This window comes from Desulfobacterium sp. N47, from assembly GCF_051233685.1.
Classification (GTDB): domain Bacteria; phylum Desulfobacterota; class Desulfobacteria; order Desulfobacterales; family RPRI01; genus RPRI01.
On sequence record NZ_JBAMMY010000331.1, the window covers coordinates 1 to 21,650 of the forward strand.

At 40.4% G+C, this 21,650-nt stretch carries 14 protein-coding genes; 7 read left to right on the plus strand and 7 right to left on the minus strand.

What is annotated here, in order from left to right:
• Positions 1 to 392: 392 nt before the first annotated feature.
• From VXK47_RS20945 to VXK47_RS20970, 6 genes are all read right to left on the minus strand, one after another.
• Positions 393 to 2,375 (minus strand): alpha-amylase family glycosyl hydrolase, encoded by a 1,983-nt coding sequence (locus VXK47_RS20945; protein WP_435550733.1) that lies wholly within the window; start codon positions 2,373 to 2,375, stop codon positions 393 to 395.
• A gap of 151 nt (positions 2,376 to 2,526) precedes the next feature.
• A complete protein-coding gene (locus VXK47_RS20950) occupies positions 2,527 to 3,204 on the minus strand; it encodes a response regulator (protein WP_435550734.1) in 678 nt (225 codons plus the stop codon).
• Complete coding sequence (locus VXK47_RS20955) at positions 3,173 to 4,669, minus strand: hybrid sensor histidine kinase/response regulator (RefSeq protein WP_435550735.1); 1,497 nt, start codon at positions 4,667 to 4,669, stop codon at positions 3,173 to 3,175. The genes VXK47_RS20950 and VXK47_RS20955 overlap by 32 nt, the downstream gene beginning before the upstream one ends.
• Positions 4,670 to 4,701: 32 nt before the next feature.
• A complete protein-coding gene (locus VXK47_RS20960; protein WP_435550736.1) occupies positions 4,702 to 5,151 on the minus strand; it encodes a response regulator in 450 nt (149 codons plus the stop codon).
• Between the two features lies 1 nt (position 5,152).
• Complete coding sequence (locus tag VXK47_RS20965) at positions 5,153 to 6,703, minus strand: sensor histidine kinase (RefSeq protein WP_435550737.1); 1,551 nt, start codon at positions 6,701 to 6,703, stop codon at positions 5,153 to 5,155.
• 502 nt (positions 6,704 to 7,205) lie between these two features.
• Positions 7,206 to 7,409 carry a type II toxin-antitoxin system HicB family antitoxin gene (locus VXK47_RS20970; RefSeq protein ID WP_435550738.1) on the minus strand — a complete coding sequence of 68 codons (204 nt, stop codon included), beginning with the start codon at positions 7,407 to 7,409 and terminating at the stop codon, positions 7,206 to 7,208.
• A gap of 359 nt (positions 7,410 to 7,768) precedes the next feature.
• Between VXK47_RS20970 and VXK47_RS20975 the strand changes: the two genes are divergently transcribed.
• The 7 genes from VXK47_RS20975 to VXK47_RS21005 all read left to right on the plus strand — a co-directional run bounded on the left by VXK47_RS20975 (position 7,769) and on the right by VXK47_RS21005 (position 20,037).
• Positions 7,769 to 9,148, plus strand: a complete 1,380-nt coding sequence (locus VXK47_RS20975) for an ATP-binding protein (RefSeq protein WP_435550739.1) — start codon at positions 7,769 to 7,771, stop codon at positions 9,146 to 9,148.
• A gap of 123 nt (positions 9,149 to 9,271) precedes the next feature.
• Positions 9,272 to 14,560: a RecQ family ATP-dependent DNA helicase gene (locus tag VXK47_RS20980; RefSeq protein ID WP_435550740.1), complete on the plus strand. Its 5,289-nt coding sequence runs from the start codon at positions 9,272 to 9,274 to the stop codon at positions 14,558 to 14,560.
• Between the two features lie 117 nt (positions 14,561 to 14,677).
• Complete coding sequence (locus VXK47_RS20985; RefSeq protein ID WP_435550741.1) at positions 14,678 to 15,958, plus strand: CinA family nicotinamide mononucleotide deamidase-related protein; 1,281 nt, start codon at positions 14,678 to 14,680, stop codon at positions 15,956 to 15,958.
• A complete protein-coding gene (locus VXK47_RS20990) occupies positions 15,951 to 17,171 on the plus strand; it encodes an amidohydrolase family protein (protein WP_435550742.1) in 1,221 nt (406 codons plus the stop codon). The genes VXK47_RS20985 and VXK47_RS20990 overlap by 8 nt, the downstream gene beginning before the upstream one ends.
• Positions 17,162 to 18,556, plus strand: a complete 1,395-nt coding sequence (rlmD, locus tag VXK47_RS20995; RefSeq protein ID WP_435550743.1) for a 23S rRNA (uracil(1939)-C(5))-methyltransferase RlmD — start codon at positions 17,162 to 17,164, stop codon at positions 18,554 to 18,556. Before VXK47_RS20990 ends, rlmD begins: the two co-directional genes overlap by 10 nt.
• Before the next feature lie 303 nt (positions 18,557 to 18,859).
• Positions 18,860 to 19,492: a transglycosylase SLT domain-containing protein gene (locus tag VXK47_RS21000; RefSeq protein WP_435550744.1), complete on the plus strand. Its 633-nt coding sequence runs from the start codon at positions 18,860 to 18,862 to the stop codon at positions 19,490 to 19,492.
• Positions 19,493 to 19,869: 377 nt separating this feature from the next.
• Entirely contained in the window at positions 19,870 to 20,037 is a 168-nt protein-coding gene (locus tag VXK47_RS21005; RefSeq protein WP_435550745.1) for a hypothetical protein, read from the plus strand.
• Positions 20,038 to 20,749: 712 nt separating this feature from the next.
• Here VXK47_RS21005 and VXK47_RS21010 read toward each other — a convergent pair.
• A partial coding sequence (locus VXK47_RS21010) for a radical SAM protein (protein ID WP_435550746.1) occupies positions 20,750 to 21,650 on the minus strand: 901 nt, incomplete at its 5' end.

Below are 21,650 nucleotides of genomic sequence, written 5' to 3' on the forward strand. Positions count from 1 at the left end.
TGATTCATGTTCCTGGAGATGGAAAAAAATTAGTGCCTGTAGTTGATCTTCAAAAGTCATTTTCAATGGCCTGTACCCCCTGGATTCAAGCAGTGGTATGCTATGGAAAATCTTTTGCAATGGTTTGACAAATCGAGTATAAGATAAAGTGTTAAATTTCTTTTTAGGGATATTAAATGCGCGCATTTTTGCCTTAACTCCTTGTTATAATTATAATTTATAACAAGGCGACAAAAATTTTTTATCTGCTTTGTCAAGCAAAAAATAAACATTTTTATAATTTTTTTATCCCATATAACATGCAAAAACTTAACCGGACACTACTGATATCTTTTAATAAAAATTTAATTTTTGCAAAATACAGAACCGGATGCATAAAGGATAATCTCAACTTATCCCTTCCAGTTTAATCCAGCTGCTTCTGTTGCCGAACGATTTGCCAGCACCATAGTTTCTGAAGGACCAAGCAGCCATTTATCCAGACACACAAATCTATACTCATTCAATGAATCAACATTAACAACAACGCCTTCCTTCATCCGTTCAGAAGCTGCAGGATCGGTATTTGCTATTATCTGCATCCCTTCGGCGGACAGGCGGCCATCAACTAAAATTCTGCCTCCACGCTCTTGAGTCCCATGCGGATTAATGACTACCAGTACTTCCTGATCGTCAAATATACGGGACCATGCAATGATCTCTCCTTCACCATAAAACATAAATGCATTGCCGAAATTTGAAACCGGACGCGGATACTGGCGGCCACGGCGCAATGGCTTGAAGGCTTTCCGCACTTCTGATAGTTTGGAAATACGCGTATAAACAGGATGTTTTGCATTAAACACATGCCATCCTGAAGTGCCGTGAGGGCCAAAGCCTGTTAGTGTTTCATCAATTTCTCCCTTTGTACCCGCAAATCCCGATGCCCTTGGATATTTTGGGCCGAACATGGCTTCACGCAACAGACAGTCTTTGCTGCCCCAGCCGTTTAAATATTTGCGCTGATCAGGCTCGGCTCCTCCGGCCAGACTCTGTTCGGTTCCATAATAAATACATGGAATTCCCAGAGTAAAAAGCTGCATGGCTGTTACTGCCGCACTCTGGTGATCATTGGAAGCATCAACAGCAAGTCTGAGCTTGGCTCCGAATACATGATCATGGTCATCGGCAACGCTAAGGTGTTTGGAACCCCAGTTGCGATGCGATCCCATACCTTCATCATAGTAATTAAAACCGGCGAAAAATCTGGCTGAAGGCTCTGTTCCCTTGCCTGTGTTACAGATTGTTTCACGTTGTTCGCCGATATCCAGACAGGCATTTAAGTTCCGTCCTGTAACATCCAGATAACGATCTTCCGCAGAATTGCCGCCTGCCACTTCTGCAACAAGGAAAAAATCGTCCTTGTCCAGATCCTCTGCATATTCCTTAAGAGCATTACAGAAATTTCTGGCCTGTTCAAATGACACATGTTTAAAAGTATCAATCCGGTAACCGTCTATATCGGAAAGAGCCAGCCAATACTGGTAAACAAGCGTAAGAAAACGCAAAGTATCATCTGAAAAAAGATTGAATTTACGCAAATCACAAAAATCCGTTCTCTTGTGTTCGGCATTTTCATCGTTTATATCGCCTTTTCCAAGATCACCGCTACCGGCGCGAATATAACTCCCAAAACCCTGTAAGTCAACAGGCCAGATATAATCATCACGTCCCAGTTTCTGACCATTGTCCATGATTGCTGAACCGAAGCCGTTTCGCGGCCATATAGGGCTGTAATTGCCGAAAGGCGGAAGATACCCCGGTTGAAAAATATCGCCTGCACTTGTATCATAAAGCCAGTTGCATCCCGAGTGATTAAAAATAATATCCAGTACAACATACATGTTCCTGTCATGTGCGGCATTCACCAGATCAATTAAATCACGCCGGCTGCCAAAACGGGGATCAACATCAAGAAAGTCCTGAACGCCATAACCATGATAAGTATTGAGTTCCACCCTCTGCCGGAATACAGGCCCTATCCATAAGGTGCTTATGCCCAACTTTTCAAGATAATTAAGCTTGGAACGAACACCCGCCAATGTGCCTCCCTGAAAACGGTTTTCTCCGGAATCCTGCCATTTGTTCCAAAGCCAGTCTGTTTTGCGCAGGGCACGCACTTTCGCCAGGCCTTCAACGGTGCTGATATCGGCATCCAAAAGTCTTCCGGGTCGTTCTTTTCCATTGGAAAAACGGTCGGGAAGTAAAAAATAGAATACCTGATCCCGCCAGTCGCCTGGTGATCTATTGTATTTTTTCCGCACAGGCCAATTCGCAAGAGCATCATCAAGGTTGGCAGGAGCTTGCTTCTTAAGTATGCTGATTATATTATCCATAGGATATCTCCTGTTCGTAATATATTTCATTTCCTTGCTGAAATTCCATAAGCAAAAATTTCTTTTGATATAAATAAATCAAAAAGCCGTACCATGTAAATAGGTCGGAAGGTACATTATAAATTATTATTAAATTTTATTATGCAAATTTTTAACCCTTCCAGAGATCAACATCAATAAGTCCAACTTTGGCAGCGTAACGAACCAGATCCAGGATGCTGTGAAGGTCAAGTTTGCTCATAATATTCGCCCGGTGATTTTCAACGGTCTTTGGGCTGATAAACAGCTTTTCTCCTATAGCCTTTGGAGCCATACCTTCTGCCAACAGCCGCAAGACCTCCTGTTCCCTTGGAGTAAGAGCTCCATAAGCAAGATCTTTTGCTTTTGTTTTTTTTGTAGGGGTTTCCATTAACCGGTTAACAACTTCACAGGAAAGAGAACTGTCAAGAAAATATTCACCTTTTGCTATTATATCAAGGCCTTTAATGAGTCCATCAACGGCTGATTCTTTTACTACATATCCTAACGCACCTGCCTGAAATGCTTCCGCAATATAATCGATCTTGGAATGCATGCTTAAAATCATGATATGCGTTTCAGGGAGAAAACCGATTATTTCGCGGGTAGCATCAATACCGCTTTGATCCGGCAAAGATATATCCATTACAACAATATCCGGCTCAAATTTTTTGACTTTTAGTATAGCCTCCTTGCCGCTACCGGCCTCGTCTATCACCTCATATTCAGGTTGTTTGTCCAAAAGTGCTTTAATTCCCTGTCTGAAAAGGGGGTGATCATCAACAATCAGAACTGTTTTTTTCGAGGCCATTGTTTTTCTCCTTGAAGGGAATTTCTATGAAGATTTTTGTTCCTTTGCCCGGCTGAGAAGTTACTGCTATTTTGCCTTCCAGCAAGCCCACCCTTTCTTCCATACTTCGAAGCCCCATTCGTTTTTCATTCGTTAATCCGGCCAGACGTTTATTTACGTCAAATCCCTTCCCGTTATCTTCTATACGAATTATGATATTAGGATAAGAAGCAACAAGCTTGATATCTGCATGGCTGGCAGCGGCATGTTTTCTTATGTTGTTAAGTCCTTCCTGAATCAAACGATAGAGATTTATTTCGATATCAGGGGATAGATTTATGTCACCCATACCAGCTGAATTAAACTCGATATTAAGTTTGGTTTTTTCGGAAAATTCCTTGCAGTATTGATATATAGTTGATTCTATTCCAAATTGATCTAAACCTGGAGGCCGTAACTCGTACGACATATCCCTTACAGCAGTTATTATTCCACGAAGTGTATCGGATAACTGCGATACTTTGCTATAAATGTCTTCAGCCGGCCGGCTATTTTTGTCGATAAGGGTTTCACATCCAATTTTAAGCATGGAAAGATCCTGGGCAATTTTATCGTGCAGGTCACGGGAAATCATCTGTCTTTCCATTTCCTGAGCCTGGAGCAATTGCTGTGAAAGCATATGAATGTTTTCATTAGCTTTTTTGCGCTCGGTAATGTCCTGAACAACGGATAAATACCCTGATAGGCGATGATCGTCTTTAGCGTCTAACATCCTGATAAGTAAATCAATATCAATAGTGCCTGATTTTGTTGTATTATAAAGGTTTGTTTTTTTAACCAATTCCAAATCATAACATAATTCGGTGCGGACAGTTTCACCATTCAATAGTTTTGTCTTCAGTGAATCGGTCATATTGACGTCATCAAATATTGTAAATCTGTTTAAATTTTCTAAACCGGATACTCCGAATATATTCATAAGAGCTTTGTTTATCTCTATCGCGTATCCTTTGGAATCGTAAAGCCCTATACCTATGGGTGAGTTTTCAAAAACAATTCTGAATCTTTCTTCACTTTTTTGCAGAGATACTTCAAGATTGCGCTCCCTGGCAACCTTTTCAATAACCATAGGCAACAGGGTAAAAAAATCATTAGACTTTACCAGATAATCCCAGACTCCAAGCTTCATGGCCCTTACGGCAACCATCTCACTGCCCTGTCCGGTAACCATAATAACAGGAATCTCATTACCTTCGTTATTTAAAACTTCAAGAAGTTCTATGCCCGACATGTCAGGCAGCTGGTAATCTGTGATGATGATATCAAATCCGCTTTCATAAAACTTTTCCAGAAATTCACCGGCGGACTTGAAATAATGAATCGTAACATCAGGAATTTTTTTAGATATGGCACGTTCAATTAAAAAATAATGTGCGTCTTCATCTTCGATAATGGCAATCTGCAAAGTTTTGGCTTTACTATCCATTATATTTTCAAATCCTTATGTAAGTGAAGTTGCTATTCTTCCAATACCGGCGGCTCATTAATAAGCAGCCAGTAAGAATTTAACTGCATGATTTTTTCCTCAAATTCCTTGAATCCGACAGGCTTGGTCAGATAGCTGTTTGCGTAGTGATCGTAGGAATTATCAATATCTTCTTCTCTGTCAGAGGTTGTAAGCATTATAACGGGAATTTTTTTTAGTTTGGGATCTTCCTTGATTTGTTTTAACACCTCAATGCCATCTATTCCGGGAAGTTTTATATCAAGCAATATCAGGCCTACTGTTGGATTTTTTAGCCTATCAGAGTATTTGCCACGGTTATGAAGATAATCCAGCGCTTCTTCACCATCTCCTGCAACGATTATACGGTTGACATTGCCGGCTCTGCGTATCGCCCGCTTGGTTAATTCGGCATGAGCTTTTTCATCTTCAACGAGCAGTATGCTTAATGGTTCATATATCATATTAAACCTCATTTTTATTTAGTGTAAAGAAAAATGTACTTCCATGTCCTGGTTCGGACGACACCCAGATTTCTCCATTATGATGTTCAATGACCCTTGTCGCTATAGCAAGTCCTATACCGGTGCCTTCCCCTGCTTTTTTTGCATCAGGCAACCGTTGGAATACCTGGAAAATAATTTTTTGATACCTGTGCTGTATACCTATTCCGTTATCTTTAACAAAAAAAACATCCTGTACCCCATTTTTTTCATATCCAATCTCAATTTGAGGCGCTGGGTTGTTTTTTCCTATATATTTTATTGCATTAGAGAGCAGGTTTTCAATAACCTGGACCAATCGTTTCTTTTCACCGTAAACAACGGGAAGGTCCTGTTGGATATTTACAGAAATTCCTTTAGCTTCAATTTGCGGTTTAAGCATAATCATAGCCGATTTAACAATTTCTTCAAACGGCAGCGACATTTTTTTTTCATTTACCCGGCCAATGCGTGATAATTCAATGAGATCATTTATAAGAAGCCCCATTTTTTTTGTTGCTTCACTTATGTATTCAAAATAACTTTCTGCACTTTCAGGAAGATCGGTTCCAAAGTCTTCACGCAATGCACCTATAAAACCATCAATTGTTACAATCGGTGTTTTCAGATCATGTGATATGGAATACAGAAAAGACTCCATCTCGGTATTTTTTGCAAGCAGTTTTGCCATGGTATCTTCCAGTTTCTTTTCATTTTCCCTAAGAGCATCTTCCGTCTGTTTTCTTTTTTCAATTTCACCAAGAGCGCTGTCTCTGGCAAGCCGGTACATTTCCATGCGCTGAAGAAAAAGAAAAAAAACCACTGAAAGGATACATGATATTGTAATTGCAAAAAAAAGAAAAGAACGGTTTGAAATGTCTCTGTATTCAAATAGAGAGGATCTTGGTTCAATATTCATCTGCCAGATTTTTCCAGGAAAACGTATAGTTCTATTAACACTGAAGCTGCTATGCCCGGATTCATATTCATGTTTATGCTGCTTTTCATTCATATAAATCAGTTTGCCGTCTTCATATATCAGGATACAAAAATTTTGCTCAATCTCTTTCCCAAGGCAAACGTCCATAATTTTTTGCACCTGAAACACCCCGTTGAGATAGCCCTGTATTTTGCCACTATAAACCAACGGCCAGAAGGTATAAAAGCAAATCTCTCCTTCTTTGATCACAAGACAAGGTGATGTTTCGAATTCAAGAGTTTTTTTGGCTCTTTCGAAAGTGCTGCGTATACCGGTATCCAGCTGGCTGACATTTTTTTCTATTATTTCCGGGTTATTTTCTTTCGGAAAAATCCATTGAAACATGCCATCCGGATCGATCCAGCTGATGCCGTGGATACCCGGATAATACCTGTAAACAGTTCCTGCAAACTGGAAAAAACGCTGTTTTGTGAAATCAGGAGGGTTTCTATCCACCCATCTCTGGGCAATCAAATCCAGGGAAGCTATCCTTGCAGTCATCATTCCTTCAATACGAATCTGTATCTGTTCAGCTGAAGCATTCGTTTGCTGCATAATCAAATTACGATCATGTTTATTCTGATTTTGCCACAAGGCTATACTTGTGCAGCAGCACAGCAAAAAAATTAGAATGGATAGTGATTTTTTATACCGGAGAATTTTCATATAATATATTAAAGGTTATTCTTCCAATTATGAAAAATAAAATATTATGATTTATATATTATTAAAAGAAAAATGGCTATTAAATAATTGGTATGCTGCGCCTTATTCATAAATAAAACGAATCAGGTCCGGCATAAGGCAAATCGTGTACCTTATATGCTAGCAATCTATAATGTTTAGCCATTTGTTAGCATGTTTTCTTACGACATATATCGTACTTTCGACACCTTTTTTCAATAAAGTCAGATGAATTTAATTTGCATTAAGATCAGCGGTTTGCAAGGACAAGCGTCCGGATTTGATGCAGTTTCTCATTTCGATGTTGTGCGTGGATCGTAATATTCCCATTCCTGGAACCACCGAAGACGGTAACGCAATGGAAATGTGGTCATTAGTTAACTGCTACTTTTTGAACTCCAACAAATTCATTTGATATAGGTTCTTCCACCTCAAGGCAAAGCTCAATAGCTTCTTTTATTCTCTTCATTAAACTGTCAAGAGATTTTGCCTGCGTATGACATCCTCGAAGGGACGGCACAGAAGCAACAAAATAACCATCTTCATCTTTTTCAATTATTACGTTAAATTCTCTCATTTTTTTTCTCACCCGGTTTCATCTAATCCGGCTGTTATAGTTTGTGCTGGAATTATTTATGTTCAGTTAAATAATTTAATCCTGATAGCTTGTTTTTTACAACAATATTGATTTTAAATCAAACAATTGTTATTAACTACCTGTATATAAGACAAGAATTTATAAGAAGATGGTATGTATGATGCAGATGATGAACTTTTCTTAATATATAAAACAACGTGTTGTTTTATTGTTATTTGACAAAAACAACGTGTTGTTTTATTGTTAATACAAAAAAATAACGCCATCTTTGATGATTGATCGAATTGTTGGATTAAAATTTCTGCCTGTAACCAACATTATTAACAAGGATAATAAATATGATTCGATTTGCCTCAGGCAAACTCGATAAATGGTTCAAAGGTCCAAATCGTAAACCTTTGGTGATCAGAGGTGCGCGACAGGTCGGTAAGACCTGGCTTGTACGGGATTTTGCAGATAGAAACAAGCTCAAATTGATCGAGCTGAATCTTGAAAAATATCCGAATCTGGCAGACCTCTTTTCAGAAAATAACCCACTGGAAATCATTAAAAATATTGAAGCTGCTTTAATCATAAAGATTTTTCCCGAATCATCCTGCCTTTTTTTAGATGAAATTCAAGCTGCACCGGAACTTTTTTCAAAACTCAGATGGTTTAAGGAAGATATGCCCGAGCTTCCGGTTATCGCTGCCGGATCTTTGCTGGAATTTGCCCTGAACAAATCGCAGTACAGTATGCCGGTAGGACGGGTTATATATTTTTACCTGGAACCCATGTCATTTTTTGAATTCGTGCTGGCATCGGGAAATGAGGTGCTGTATCAGAAAATGCTTTCTTTTGTTCCGGAAAAGATTATGCCTCAAACTCTGCATGCCGGGTGCATTGATCTTTATCAACAGTATTGCCTTATCGGCGGTATGCCTGAGACAGTCCAAATCTGGCTGGATAGCAAAGATATGCGGACATGTATTAAAATCCAGCAAGATCTTCTGGCTACATATAGAGATGATTTTCATAAATATGGTGGAGAAATGGATGCCAGGTTACTCAATAGAATCTTGCTCTCGGTTACCGAACAACTTGGGAACAAATTTGTTTATAGTATAGTTGACCCGAATATTCAGACAATAGTCATTAAAAAAGCTTTAATGTTGTTGTCTCAGGCAAAAGTATGTTCAAGAGTCGCCCACACCAGCGGCAATGGCTTGCCTTTGGGCGCACAATCAAATGAAAAGTTTTTCAAAACTCTGATGATTGATATAGGTTTCATTTCAGCCCAGCTCGGTCTGGCGTCTGATAAACGATTAAAACCGGATAAAATAATTTTTTCAAATAAAGGAGGCGTTGCAGAACAGTTTATAGGCCAGCAATTGCGGGCCACCCAGGGACCTGAAACAGACCCGCAACTTTTTTACTGGCAAAGGATAGGGGGGCGTCTTGGTGAAATCGATTATATAATTCAACATGGAAATAATATTATTCCCATCGAAGTCAAATCCGGGGCTGCCGGAAGCATGAAATCGCTGCATATGTTTATGGCCGAAAAAAAACTGTCGTTTGCGGTACGGTTTGATGCAAATCCGTTGTCAATTGAAGCAATAAACGTTAAAACAACTTTAGGAGAACCGGTGAAATACCGCCTTCTTTCAATTCCTCTGTATCTTGCGGAAAATATCGGCGCTTTAATTGATAATGCGATGGGAGAGCAGGTAGTATAATTGCTTTTGATGCCACTCTTCAGGGTTGGACTTTCTTAAGAAACCTATTCTTGGAGTGGAGTTTCACTAAAATAAACAAGAAGCCTTTATAGAACAATCAATGCATATATAAGCATAATCAATATGGCAGTAAACTGTGACAATAGCCGCGCTGTTTCAAGGTGGGATGGGGAGGCTGCGGCAAAAGAGTTTCTTAAAGAATGTGTTCTGATTGATCTGGAGGTGGCGGGGCAAAACAGGATCTTTCATATAGGGGCCGTTTTTGGGGATCGGACGTTTGAACGTAAAGGAAACTTTAAAATTGAGACTGCCCTGAAAGATCTGGATAGATTTTGTTACGGCGCCAAATTTGTTCTTGGGCACAATCTGCTCAACCATGACCTGCCTGTTGTTAAAAGCTTTACTTCGGATCTTTGCTTTACTGATCTTTTTGTGGTAGACACCCTTTATCTTTCGCCTCTGGCTTTTCCTGAAAATCCATACCACCGGCTTGTTAAAGACTACAAGCTTGTCTCGGATTGCTTAAACAACCCAATATATGATGCCCGCCTTGCAGGCTCGGTGTTTTTGGATCAATGGGAAAGTTTTTCAAAGCTTTTTGAAAACGAGCCCGAAATACTGTCTTTTTACCGGTTTTGTTTTGACAAAGCGCATCCGGCAAGTGATGCTTTGAGTGGTGAGGGCCTTGCTGAAATTTTTCACCGTTTGGGTGCTTCAGATATTATAACCGGGCAGGAAGCATTTACGGTTTTTCAGACGAAAACATCTTCTCAGGTGTGCCCCAACCAGCTTGAAAAAATTATTCCGGCATTTTTGGCAAATCCCGGTGATCGGCGTGTGCTTGCTTATTGTCTGGCCTGGCTGAGGGTTGCCGGAGGCAATTCCGTAATACCGCCTTGGGTGAGGCACCGTTTTGATAGTTTGTCACCAATTCTTAAAAAATTGCGGGACGAATCCTGTGATGACGATACTTGCCAATATTGTGGGATAAACCACAATCCCAGAGCCCAACTGAAAAAATATTTCGGCTACGATGATTTCAGGATGCTTCCTTCCGGCTCACCTCTTCAGTATGAGATTGCAGCAGAAGGAATGAAAGATAGGCCGCTTTTGGGAATTCTACCCACAGGCTTTGGTAAATCAATCTGCTACCAATTGCCGGGCTTTGTGAGGTTTCACCGAAGAGGCCTTCTTACCGTAGTGATATCACCGCTGCAGGCACTTATGAAAGACCAGGTGGACAGTCTTAAAAGAACGCTTAATACCAATGATGTGGAAGCAATCAACGGAATGCTTACAATGCCTGAACGTGGCGCAATCCTTGAACAGGTGCGCCTTGGGGATATCGGCATATTGTATATATCGCCGGAGCAGCTTCGGAACCGTTCGGTAAAACAAGCGCTTAAGTCCAGAGAAATCGGCTGCTGGGTGTTTGATGAAGCGCATTGTATCTCAAAATGGGGCCATGATTTCCGCCCGGATTATCTGTATGCAGCAAGATTCATACGTGAATTTTCAAAAGAGCAATCATCTTCCATAGCACCTGTTGCTTGCTACACTGCAACGGCAAAAAAAGAAGTCATTGAAGAAATACTGTCTCATTTTAAGGATCAGCTCGGCCAGGATCTTGCGGTCTTTCAGGGCGGAATTGAAAGAGAAAACCTGCGCTTTGAAGTTCAGACTGTTAGCAGCCATGAAAAATATGCCAGGGTTCATGCACTTCTTGAAGAACGAATCGGAAAGCCTGCAAAAGGCAGTGCGGTTATCTATTGCGCCACACAAAACAAAACGGAAGAAGTAAGGGATTTTCTGGTGCAGCAGGGATGGCGGGCCGAGGCGTTTCATGCCGGATTGAAAGCGCCTGAAAAGCGGTATATCCAGGAGGCTTTTTTAAACGGGGATGTGCCGGTTATCTGTGCTACAAACGCCTTTGGGATGGGAATCGACAAAAACGATGTGCGCCTTGTGATCCATGCGGATATCCCCGGCTCTCTTGAAAACTATCTCCAGGAAGCAGGCCGTGCCGGACGTGACACACAAGAAGCGGATTGTGTACTGCTTTATGATGAATCCGACATTGAAACCCAGTTCAAACTCGGAGCTTTGTCCAAGCTGCATCGCCGGGACATTGTCCAGATTTTAAGAGGACTTCGTGCGGCAAAACGAAATGAAAATCAGGAAATCATCATTACACCCGGTGAACTTTTACGCCAGGAAGATGTTCAAACAAGCTTTACAGGCAATGATTACGGGGCAGGCACCAAAGTAATCACCGCAGTTGCATGGCTGGAGAGGGCCGGGTATCTCTTAAGAAACGAAAACAGAACCAGTGTTTTTCAGGGAAAGCCGAAATTCAAAACCATGGAAGAGATCGGGCCGCAACTTGATAAACTCAATTTATCAGCACAAAACCGCCTGATCTGGGAATCTGTGATACGCTGCCTTATGAATGCCGACCCGGATGATGGCATGAGTGCGGATCAGATTGCCGAATACCTTGGTGGCATTGAAGGAATTACCCATGATATTATTTCAGATACCAGAAGAATAATCCATATTTTACACCAGATGGCAGAGCAGGGAATCATTCAAAGCGGAATTTTGATGTCTGCCTATATCAGGCCGAAAGGGAAAAACAATGCTCGCCATATGTTAGATACGGTATGTGAAATTGATCAGGCGATGATCCGAATTTTAAGAGAAGAACATCCGATGGAAACAACCGGCGAATGGGTTTCTCTTGACATCAGGAAACTCAACCAGCGTCTGATTAATGAAGGATATGCGGACACCAATCCTGAACTGCTGCGAACGCTGCTTACAAGTATTGCAAGAGACGGTACCGGATTTGCCGAGCGGCAGGGCAGCATTCAGTTCAGGCATGCCTATCAGGATCAATATCGCGTGAAACTTCAAAGAAGCTGGCTTGAAATCAGCGAAATAGACAGCCGCCGCCGCAATCTTGCCTATATTCTTTTAAAAGCCATTTATGATCGAATTCCGGAGAACAGAAAGAGCCAGGCTGAAATACTTGTTGAGTTTTCCAGCGATGATATGGCACAAGCCATCCGCCGTGATCTGACGATTGTCGTGGAAGATAAAAAAATGTTGGCTGCTATCGAAAGAGGGCTGCTTTTTCTGCATGAACAAAAAGTGATTATTCTGCAAAAAGGACTTTCGGTGTTCAGGCAGGCCCTTACCATCCGGCTGCTTCCCGAATCGCGTTTGCGAAGATATGGCAAGGGCGACTATGAGCCGCTGGAACAACATTACGAGCAGAAAATATTCCAGGTACATGTGATGAATGAATACGCCCGCCTGGGCATGGAAAAAATCAGGCAGGCTCTGGCGTTGGTAACAGCATATTTTACGATGGACAGAAAAGGTTTTATCAAACGTTTTTTTCCGGACAATCACAAAGAAATTGAACGGGCCACAAGTGCTGCGTCTTACGGGCGTATCGTGGAGTCACTTAAAAATCCGATACAGGAATCGATTGTATGCAGCTCGCCCGAAGACAATATTTTGATTCTTGCCGGGCCAGGATCGGGAAAAACCACGGTGGTCATTCACAGATGCGCCTATCTGTTAAGAGTTGAGAGAGTTCCGCCGGGAAGTATTCTTGCGCTTTGCTTTAACCACAGCGCAGCTCTTTCAATTCGAAAACGCCTCTGGGATTTGATCGGAAGCGAAGCGCGCGATGTCACTGTTTTAACCTATCATGCTCTTGCCATGCGAATCGCCGGACGATCATTTGCACAAAACGATAGTGCAATTTCTAAAGATAAAGAATCGCTTACAAAGGCATTTGAAGATATTATCCTTGAAGCCATTGATCTTTTAAGCGGCCAAAAGGAATTGCAGGGGATCGAGCCGGATGATATTCGTGACCGCTTGCTGGGAGGGTATCGGCATATTCTTGTGGATGAATACCAGGATATAGATCAGCAGCAATATCATCTTATTTCAGCACTTGCAGGCCGTACGCTTAAAGATCCGGACAGAAAATTAAGCATTCTTGCGGTGGGTGATGATGATCAAAGTATTTACGGGTTTAGAAAAGCAAATGTCGAGTTTATCCGTAGGTTCCAAAAAGATTATAATGCCAGGATCTACCATCTTGTTGATAATTACCGAAGCACTAAAAACATCATAGATGCCGCAAATTCTCTTATCTGTCATAACAGAGTCAGGATGAAAACCGAACATCCCATCCGCATTGACGTACTGCGAAAAGACAGCTCTCCCGGAGGAATTTGGGGAGCAAAAGATCCGGTTTCCAGAGGAAATATTCAGATATTTTCAATAAAAAACAGCGCCGAGCAGGCAGCCGCTGTTGTGAGTGAGATAAAGCGGCTTAAAAAGATATCACCTGAAACTGATGAGGCGCATATAGCCGTATTTGCAAGAAACGGATTAAATTTTCCTCAATTGTCTATGGTTCGCACAGCGCTTGAAAAAAACGAAATCGCTTTCAGTTATGCTCTTGATCGAGAATCATCATTTCCTATTTCAAGGATCAGAGAAGTAGTAAATTTTCTGGCGGAACTCGCACAAATCAATAATGAACTTTATAAAGCGACAAGTCTGATTGATTTGTATAAGAGACAAACCGGCTCGTTACCAAATAATTGGGACAAAGAGATCCTGCATCTTCTTGAGGCGTGGAAAGAGGAAACAGGGGATTCGGAAGTATTTGTCCAGGCTGCGATAGATTTCATATATGAATCGCTTGCCGATCAGAAAAGAGAGCAGCGTTTTGGACATGGCGTATATTTAAGCACGGTGCATGGCGGAAAAGGGCTGGAATTTTCACATGTGTTTGTGCTTGACGGCGGTTGGCGATCATATCAGAATCAGATGGAAGTCGAGGAAGAGCGCAGGCTGTATTATGTGGCCATGACACGTGCAAAAGATACCTTGACCCTGTTTAAGCTTGCGGATGCCAAAAACCCCCATGTGCCGATGATATGGGCAGATTGTCTTGTTGAAAGAAAAATTACCATTTCTGCCGATGAATGTGAGCTATATCAATTCTGCCATACTGCCGTTCCTGGAATGAGGCATCTTTATCTTGATTTTGCCGGGAAGTTTCCGGAGAAGGCGACAATTCACGATAGTCTTAAAAAACTTTGCTGCGGTGAAAAACTGCATTTAAAAGAAGCTTCCGGCAATCTGAGGCTTTTCACTTTTGACGGAGTTGCGGTCGCACAACTTTCAAAAGATGCCGTAAAAGACTGGCGGGATAAAGTACATACCATTGAAAAGATAACTATAATTGGTTTGGTAACCCGGAAGGCCGCAGATGTGCAAGCGGAATATAAAGCAAATATACGTTGCGGCCAATGGGAAATACCAATTGTAGAAATCAGTTACCGTAGCACCTGTCTGAAAGAACATCTTCATGATTAAGATTTATAACTTGCCGGATATGATTTGATATATTAATCTTTGGGGAAATTTTTTCAATTTGTTTTATATAACAAACAATAGTTTTTAATATCTAATAGTTAAAGGAATGATTCGGATATGATAGCAGAGATCCTTTCAACGGGTGACGAGGTTCGCTCAGGGGCATTGATTGACAGCAATTCGGCGCATATAGCGCAGGCGCTTGAAGATGCAGGTCTTGAAGTTGTAAGGCATAGTACCGTAGGAGATGATCTGAATGCCATTTCCTCGATAATAAAAGAGATCGGAGCACGTGCGGATTTTGCAGTCGTTACAGGCGGGCTTGGGCCGACAACAGATGATATTACTGCCGAAGCTGCGGCGATTGCAGCCGGTGTGGATATGTGCCTTGATGAAGCTGCCTTAAAAACAGTGGAAAATTTTTTTGAAAAAAGAAAGCGCCTGATAAATCCATTGAATAAAAAGCAGGCCATGCTTCCAAAAGGTTCCGAATGTCTGGATAACCCGGTGGGATCGGCTCCAGGCTTTGCAATGAAAGCAGGAAAATGTCTTTTCTTCTTTCTTCCGGGTGTTCCCTATGAAATGAAAAGGATGCTTTCCGAAACGGTAATTCCAAAAATCAACAAGCTGCAGGAAGGTATTAGAGAGTACAGTATTATTAAAAATATATCCACCTTCGGTCTTACAGAAGCAGCGGTAAACGAAAATCTGTTACCCCTAATCGAAGAATTTGGCGGCATTAAATTCGGCTTAAGAGCAACTTTTCCCGAGATTCATGTGAAATTATATGCAAGGGGAAAAGATGAGAACGAGACTATTAAGCTTCTTGATGAAGCTTGTGCAAAGGTTTTGAACATATTCGGCAATAAAGTGCTTTCACCTCAGGGCGAATCAATGGAAGTTGTGGTAGGAAATCTTCTGAAAAACAATAATGCCACAATCGCTGTTGCCGAAAGTTGCACAGGCGGTTTGATTTCGGATATGCTTACCAATGTTTCAGGCAGTTCGGATTATTTTGTTTTTTCCGGTATTACATATTCAAATGATTCCAAAATTAAAGTGCTGGGAGTAGAAAAGGCGACAATAGATCAGTTTGGAGCCGTGCACGAAGAAACGGCAAAGCAGATGGCTGTTGGTGCAAAAAAACTTGCAGGTACAACTTACGGCCTTTCAACCAGCGGAATTGCCGGACCTTCCGGAGGCACCGAGAATAAGCCGGTAGGAATCGTGTGTATGGGCCTTGCAACACCGGATGATATTAAGGGTTTTACTTTTAACTTTAATTTCCGCAACCGTATGATGAATAAAAAAATATTTGCCTATACTGCGCTTGATCTTATCAGAAAAGAGCTTGTTGTTTCACACAATCAAGGTCCGTTTTCAGGGGCGTATGTCTGATATGAAATTTATAGATGCAGGGTGGCTGATAGATGGAAGCGGCGGCCCTGTTTTAAAAAATGTAAGAATAGGCACCGAAAAGGAAAGTATTGTTTCCATAAATGAATCAGGATTTAAAGATCCCTCAATAAAAGCAGCGGATTTGTCTTTATGCACGATTCTTCCTCCATTGGTTGACAGCCATGTCCATCTTTGCATGTCAGGAACCGTTGATCCTTTTGTCAGAAAAAAACAGCTTGATATAAACTTTGCTGATGCAAAAGTCGTCATTTCAAATCATATTGCCCAACATTTGTCTCATGGCGTTTTAGCTGTAAGAGACGGTGGTGATAAATACGCTCATTCATTGCGATATTTGAATGAATGTCATGACATAATGGAATCTCCGGTTAAGATTAAAGTTTCAGGAAAAGCATGGCACAAGGCAGGAAGATATGGAGGATTGATAGGAAGGCCGCCGGAAAAAAATTGCTCTCTTGCCCAAGCAATAAAAAATTGTTCTGATAAAATTGATTATATCAAGATAGTAAATTCAGGTTTAAACAGCCTGAAGGAATTTAGCAAAGAAACCGGTCCGCAATTTAGCATCAAAGAGCTGTCGGATGCAGTAAAAATTGCCGAAAGACTCGGTCTTAAGGTTATGGTGCATGCAAACGGCAAAAAGCCGGTTGAGTTTGCCCTGGTTTCCGGCTGCCATTCGATAGAGCATGGTTTTTTCATGGGAGATGAAAACCTGGGATTAATGGCAAAAAAAAATATTATATGGGTTCCTACGGCTTGTACCATGAAAGCTTATCTGGAGCATATGGAAAAGAAAAGCGTTGAATATGATGTTACCTGCATGAATCTTGAGCATCAGCTAAAACAAATTGAAAATGCAAGAAAATATGGAGTTACAGTTGCACTCGGCACAGATTCGGGAAGTACCGGCGTTCACCACGGTTTGGCTGTAAAGGAAGAACTCAATTTATTGATAACGGCGGGTTATTCGGTGCCTGAAGCTGTAAAATGTGCTACATTCAACGGTGCTGAACTGCTTGGCATAAATGAATTCGGGCATATTGCAAGAGGAGAGCCCGCTACTTTCATCGCAATAGAAGGTATGCCTTCGGATATTCCATCCTCTTTAAGCAGTATTAAGGCAATTTTTATTAACGGAAGAATAAGATATTCAGATCAAGCTAAATCAAAGGATTACTGTGCATGGGATTAAAAAAAGGCGATTTTGTTGAACTTGAAATAACCGGCATGGCCTTTGGCGGAAAAGCAATAGCCAAAGTTGACGGGCTTGCGGTTTTTGTGGATAAAGCTGTTCCATCAGACCGGGTTAAAGCGCGCATAATAAAAAAAAAGAAGAGTTTTGCAGAAGCAACTGCAGTGGAAATTATTGAGCCGTCTCCGGATAGAACAGCCCCGCCTTGTGAATACAGCGGTTATTGCGGAGGCTGTAAGTGGCAGTTTCTAAACTATGATCGTCAGCTTTATTACAAGCAGCAGCATGTTAAAGAAGCTTTGGAACATATAGGTCTTTTACAAGGTGTTTTGGTTCATCCGGTTATTGCATCGGAATCGATCTTTGCATACAGAAACAAGATGGAATTTTCCTGTTCAGACAAAAAATGGGTGTTGCCTTCGGAATTTGTACCCGGAGAAAAAACCGCCGGTTTCGCATTAGGCCTTCATGTGCCGGGAACTTTTGATAAGGTGCTTGATATAAAATCCTGCCTTTTGCAGCCTGATACGGGAAATTTGATTTTAAATGATGTAAAGGATTTTATAAAAAATTCCGATATCCCTGTATATGGGCTCAGATCGCATGAAGGATTCTGGCGCTTTCTTATGCTTCGGAATTCGGCAGCCTACGGTAAATGGATGGTAAATATCATTACTTCTGTCCAGGAGAATAAAATTGTTAAACCTTTGTCAGATATGCTTATGGAAAAGTATCCCGATGTTGTTTCTGTAATAAATAATATTACTTCAAGCAAAGCCGGTGTGGCTATTGGAGAATATGAAAACGTTCTTGCCGGATATTCCTGCATAACAGATAAGCTCGGAGTATTTGAATTCGAAATATCGGCAAATTCTTTTTTTCAGACAAATACGAAAGGGGCACAAATTTTATATAACAAAGTAAAGGAGTTTGCTCAGCTTTCCGGGAAAGAGACGGTTATCGATTTATACAGCGGGACAGGTACTATACCAATTTTTCTTTCTGAAGATGCCTCTGAAATTTCCGGTATCGAGATTTGTGAAAGCTCTGTATCGGATGCAAAGAAAAATTGCATAATAAACGGTATATCGAACTGTACTTTTATTACCGGAGATATTAAGAACAGCTTTTCAAAGATCGACAAAAAGCCCGATGTAATTATAATTGATCCGCCAAGGGTAGGGATGCACAAAGATGTGGTAAAGCAGGTTGTCGATATATCCGCCGAAAGAATCGTTTATGTTTCCTGTAACCCGGCAACCCTTGCAAGGGATCTTTTGGTTTTAAAAGATTATTATGATGTTATGGAAGTGCAACCGGTTGATATGTTTCCTCATACGTTTCATATAGAATCTGTGGCAAGACTTGAAAAAAAGCATATATAAGTGTGCTTCATGTTTTGGTTGAGTAACTCTGAAAAATATGTATAATGTTAAAAGTATAAAAGAAACATTATTGAGAGCCACTTTCAAAACGTTTCAGTTTGGTCAAGGTCAAAGGCGGGCGAAAATTTTAACCAAATGAATACATTTAGTGTTTCGAGGATAGCGCTATGCTTCACTGCGTGCAAAATTTGAGCCCAACGCATAAATCGGCCTAAATGGAACTTTTTGAAACTGGCTCTGGAGTTTAAACTTAATTTAATAATAGTGTGTTAGAGGAAAACTGATTTAATTTTGGTTTGAGATATGCTGAAATATTATCTGAAAATAACAATACTTTTCATTTGTTTCATCATGATGGTGATGACTTCCGGCTATACTACTTCAGCCTATGCTGATATTTATAAATACATTGATAAAGAAGGTGTTATACATTTTACTAATGTTCCGACAAATCCGTCATATGACTATCGTGTTTTTATTAAGGATAACCAAAAACAAACTTCAAAGCCCCGTTTGTCATTATACTCATCAAATGCATATGATCATATGATTACTGAAGCATCAAAGAAGCATGGCGTTTCTTTCCCTTTGCTTAAAGCTGTGATAAAGGCTGAGTCCGATTTTGATCCAAATGCCGTATCAAGCGCCGGAGCCCTTGGATTAATGCAGATAATGCCTGAAAACGTGAAAGCTTTTAATATGAAAGACCCTTTTGATCCTGGGGAAAACATTTTAGCCGGAACACGATATTTCAAGAAACTGCTGGAACGGTTCGATGGAAAGCTTGATCTGGCACTGGCTGCATATAACGCAGGCCCCGGCACTGTTGATTCCTGCAAAGGCATCCCCCCTTACAAAGAGACTGAAGACTACATTGAAAGAGTTATGAAATACTTTTATCATTTCAAACAAAACAGCTGTGATATTTCGCAGTAATTGCCGGTGGCTTTTTATAGTCCTTTTGCATCACCTTCCTAAACTTCTTGATTCTCTCAAGCCTTTCGTTAAAAAATCACCATAAAAAACTAATGAAATTCTAACTTGACAAAAATAGTAGTTTAACAAAGTAGTTTTAGAAGAAAACTTAAAATAAGATTTTAATCGGTTTACAGTTAACTGCTTATAGTCAACTGACAGATTTTAACAGTAAAGTGATAATCATTAGGGTACTTCGCTGACCTTTGATCTTGAAAAGCAATAAATAATAATAAGGGACCAGGAAGCCCGAATTTAGAGCATGTTGCCTCTGTGCCAATATAAGTGAGACACTTTCCCCCAAATAGTTTAATGTAGGGCGGGAAGGAGAAAAGTAGATGGAAAAGAAGGAAATCAAGGTTATGAACCTTAAGCCAAAAGTTGTGGAAATGGAAGGAGCCCGCAGGGCGACTGGAATTTCCACAACTGCCGCTCTGCGTGAATCAGGGATTAAAGCTATTGTTCCTAATCCCGAAGCTCCGGAGAAGGCAAGCATGGATAAATAAACCGGTACCGGAAAATAGTGATCCATTACGACACTAAACTCTTAATGAATGTGTCTCATTTTCATTGACAAGTTCCACACCCCGACTCGCCAGTCAATGTTTGGCTTTGCTTTTTTATTTCAACCTTTGCAAATGTTTTTCTTTATCCTGGATGTTACAAAAAACTAAATCCCGGAAGGAAGTACTTATAAGCTTAGCAACGAATATGCCAATAGAAGTTCTTTGCTGCCAGCTTTTGCCTGCCATACATTTGCATTAAGTTACATTTCATAAAACTTATTTTACTTCTTTTATACTACCATTTTTCTTTCTGTATCGAATTATAAATGATTATCCGGAGCAGGTATGATTAAGACTGATGTGATTTTTGATAAAAATTAAAATGACCCGTCAAGAATAGTATAAGCTGACGACCTCAAGAGATGTTGTAAAGATAGATATGTTATAGCTGTGTAATGGAAATACCTCCAGAGCAACCATTTTTAATTTTTCGGGCACGATCAAATTTATTATATAGCCATAACTTATTATGCCCATAAAAATAAGATAAAAATAATTTTTTCATATCTTTGTACGAACGTATTTTGAACATGCCTATTGTAAAGCCTTTTTTCAAGGTGGAAAATATTTCCCCTATCATGGAAAAAATTGCCACTTGCTTAAATCAGCTTTTATGCCATGCACGGAATGAACCGATTGTTCTATATTCAGCTTAAATAATGCCAAGATGAATAAAATCTTTGGTTTGCAATAATTTATCTTCGCTGATTTTAAGCCCCTTTTCTAATAAAGCCAGAACAGTTTCTTTTTCATCGGGAAATTTATACCCATCATAGTCCTGCTTGAAAATATGGACAACCTGTCCTGTAGCATTATAATATGCCGGATTCCTGAAGTGATCAAAGCAAACTCTGCTGGTAACATTAAGGTTTGTTATAAGTATCTTTATTTCTTTAAGCCGCTCATGTGCAGATAGTATCTGCAGCCTTTTGTTTAAATAATCATCAAGCATCGGTGTTCCGGGCAAAGGGCTAAATGGCCTTGATCTTATAAAATCAGGATCAATCGCATTTAATACTCTTGCCGTATTCTCGGCATGCTGCACTGACATGATTTTTCCGCCAAGGCCCGGCATTATGTATTCTGAGAACTGTATGCCGGCTTTCTTTATTTTTTTTCCTGCAACTATATGTTCTTCTGCCGTTACACCTTTTTGAACCTTTTTTAACAATTCGTCATCACCTGTCTCAAGCCCTATATGTAATCTTGTAAGACCGGCGCAGAACAGATCAGCAATTTCATCGTCTTTTTTCTTGTAAATAGTCTTGGCTCTTGCATAAGATGTAACTCTTTCAATAGAAGGAAACTTATTTCTTAAATAAAGGATTATTTCTACCAGTTGCTGCGTTGGTATAACCGGAGTGTCGGCATCCTGCAAAAAAACTGTTTTCGCCCCTGATTGCAGCCAGTTTAATACATTAAAATAACTTTGATGGATGTTATCTATTAGCGGCAATCTGTTGAAAAGAGTCCTTGCGGCAAGAGATTTTATATTTCCGGCACTGCTCGTTTCTTTTGCCAAATTTTTTATTTCCGCGGATATAAGTGCAACA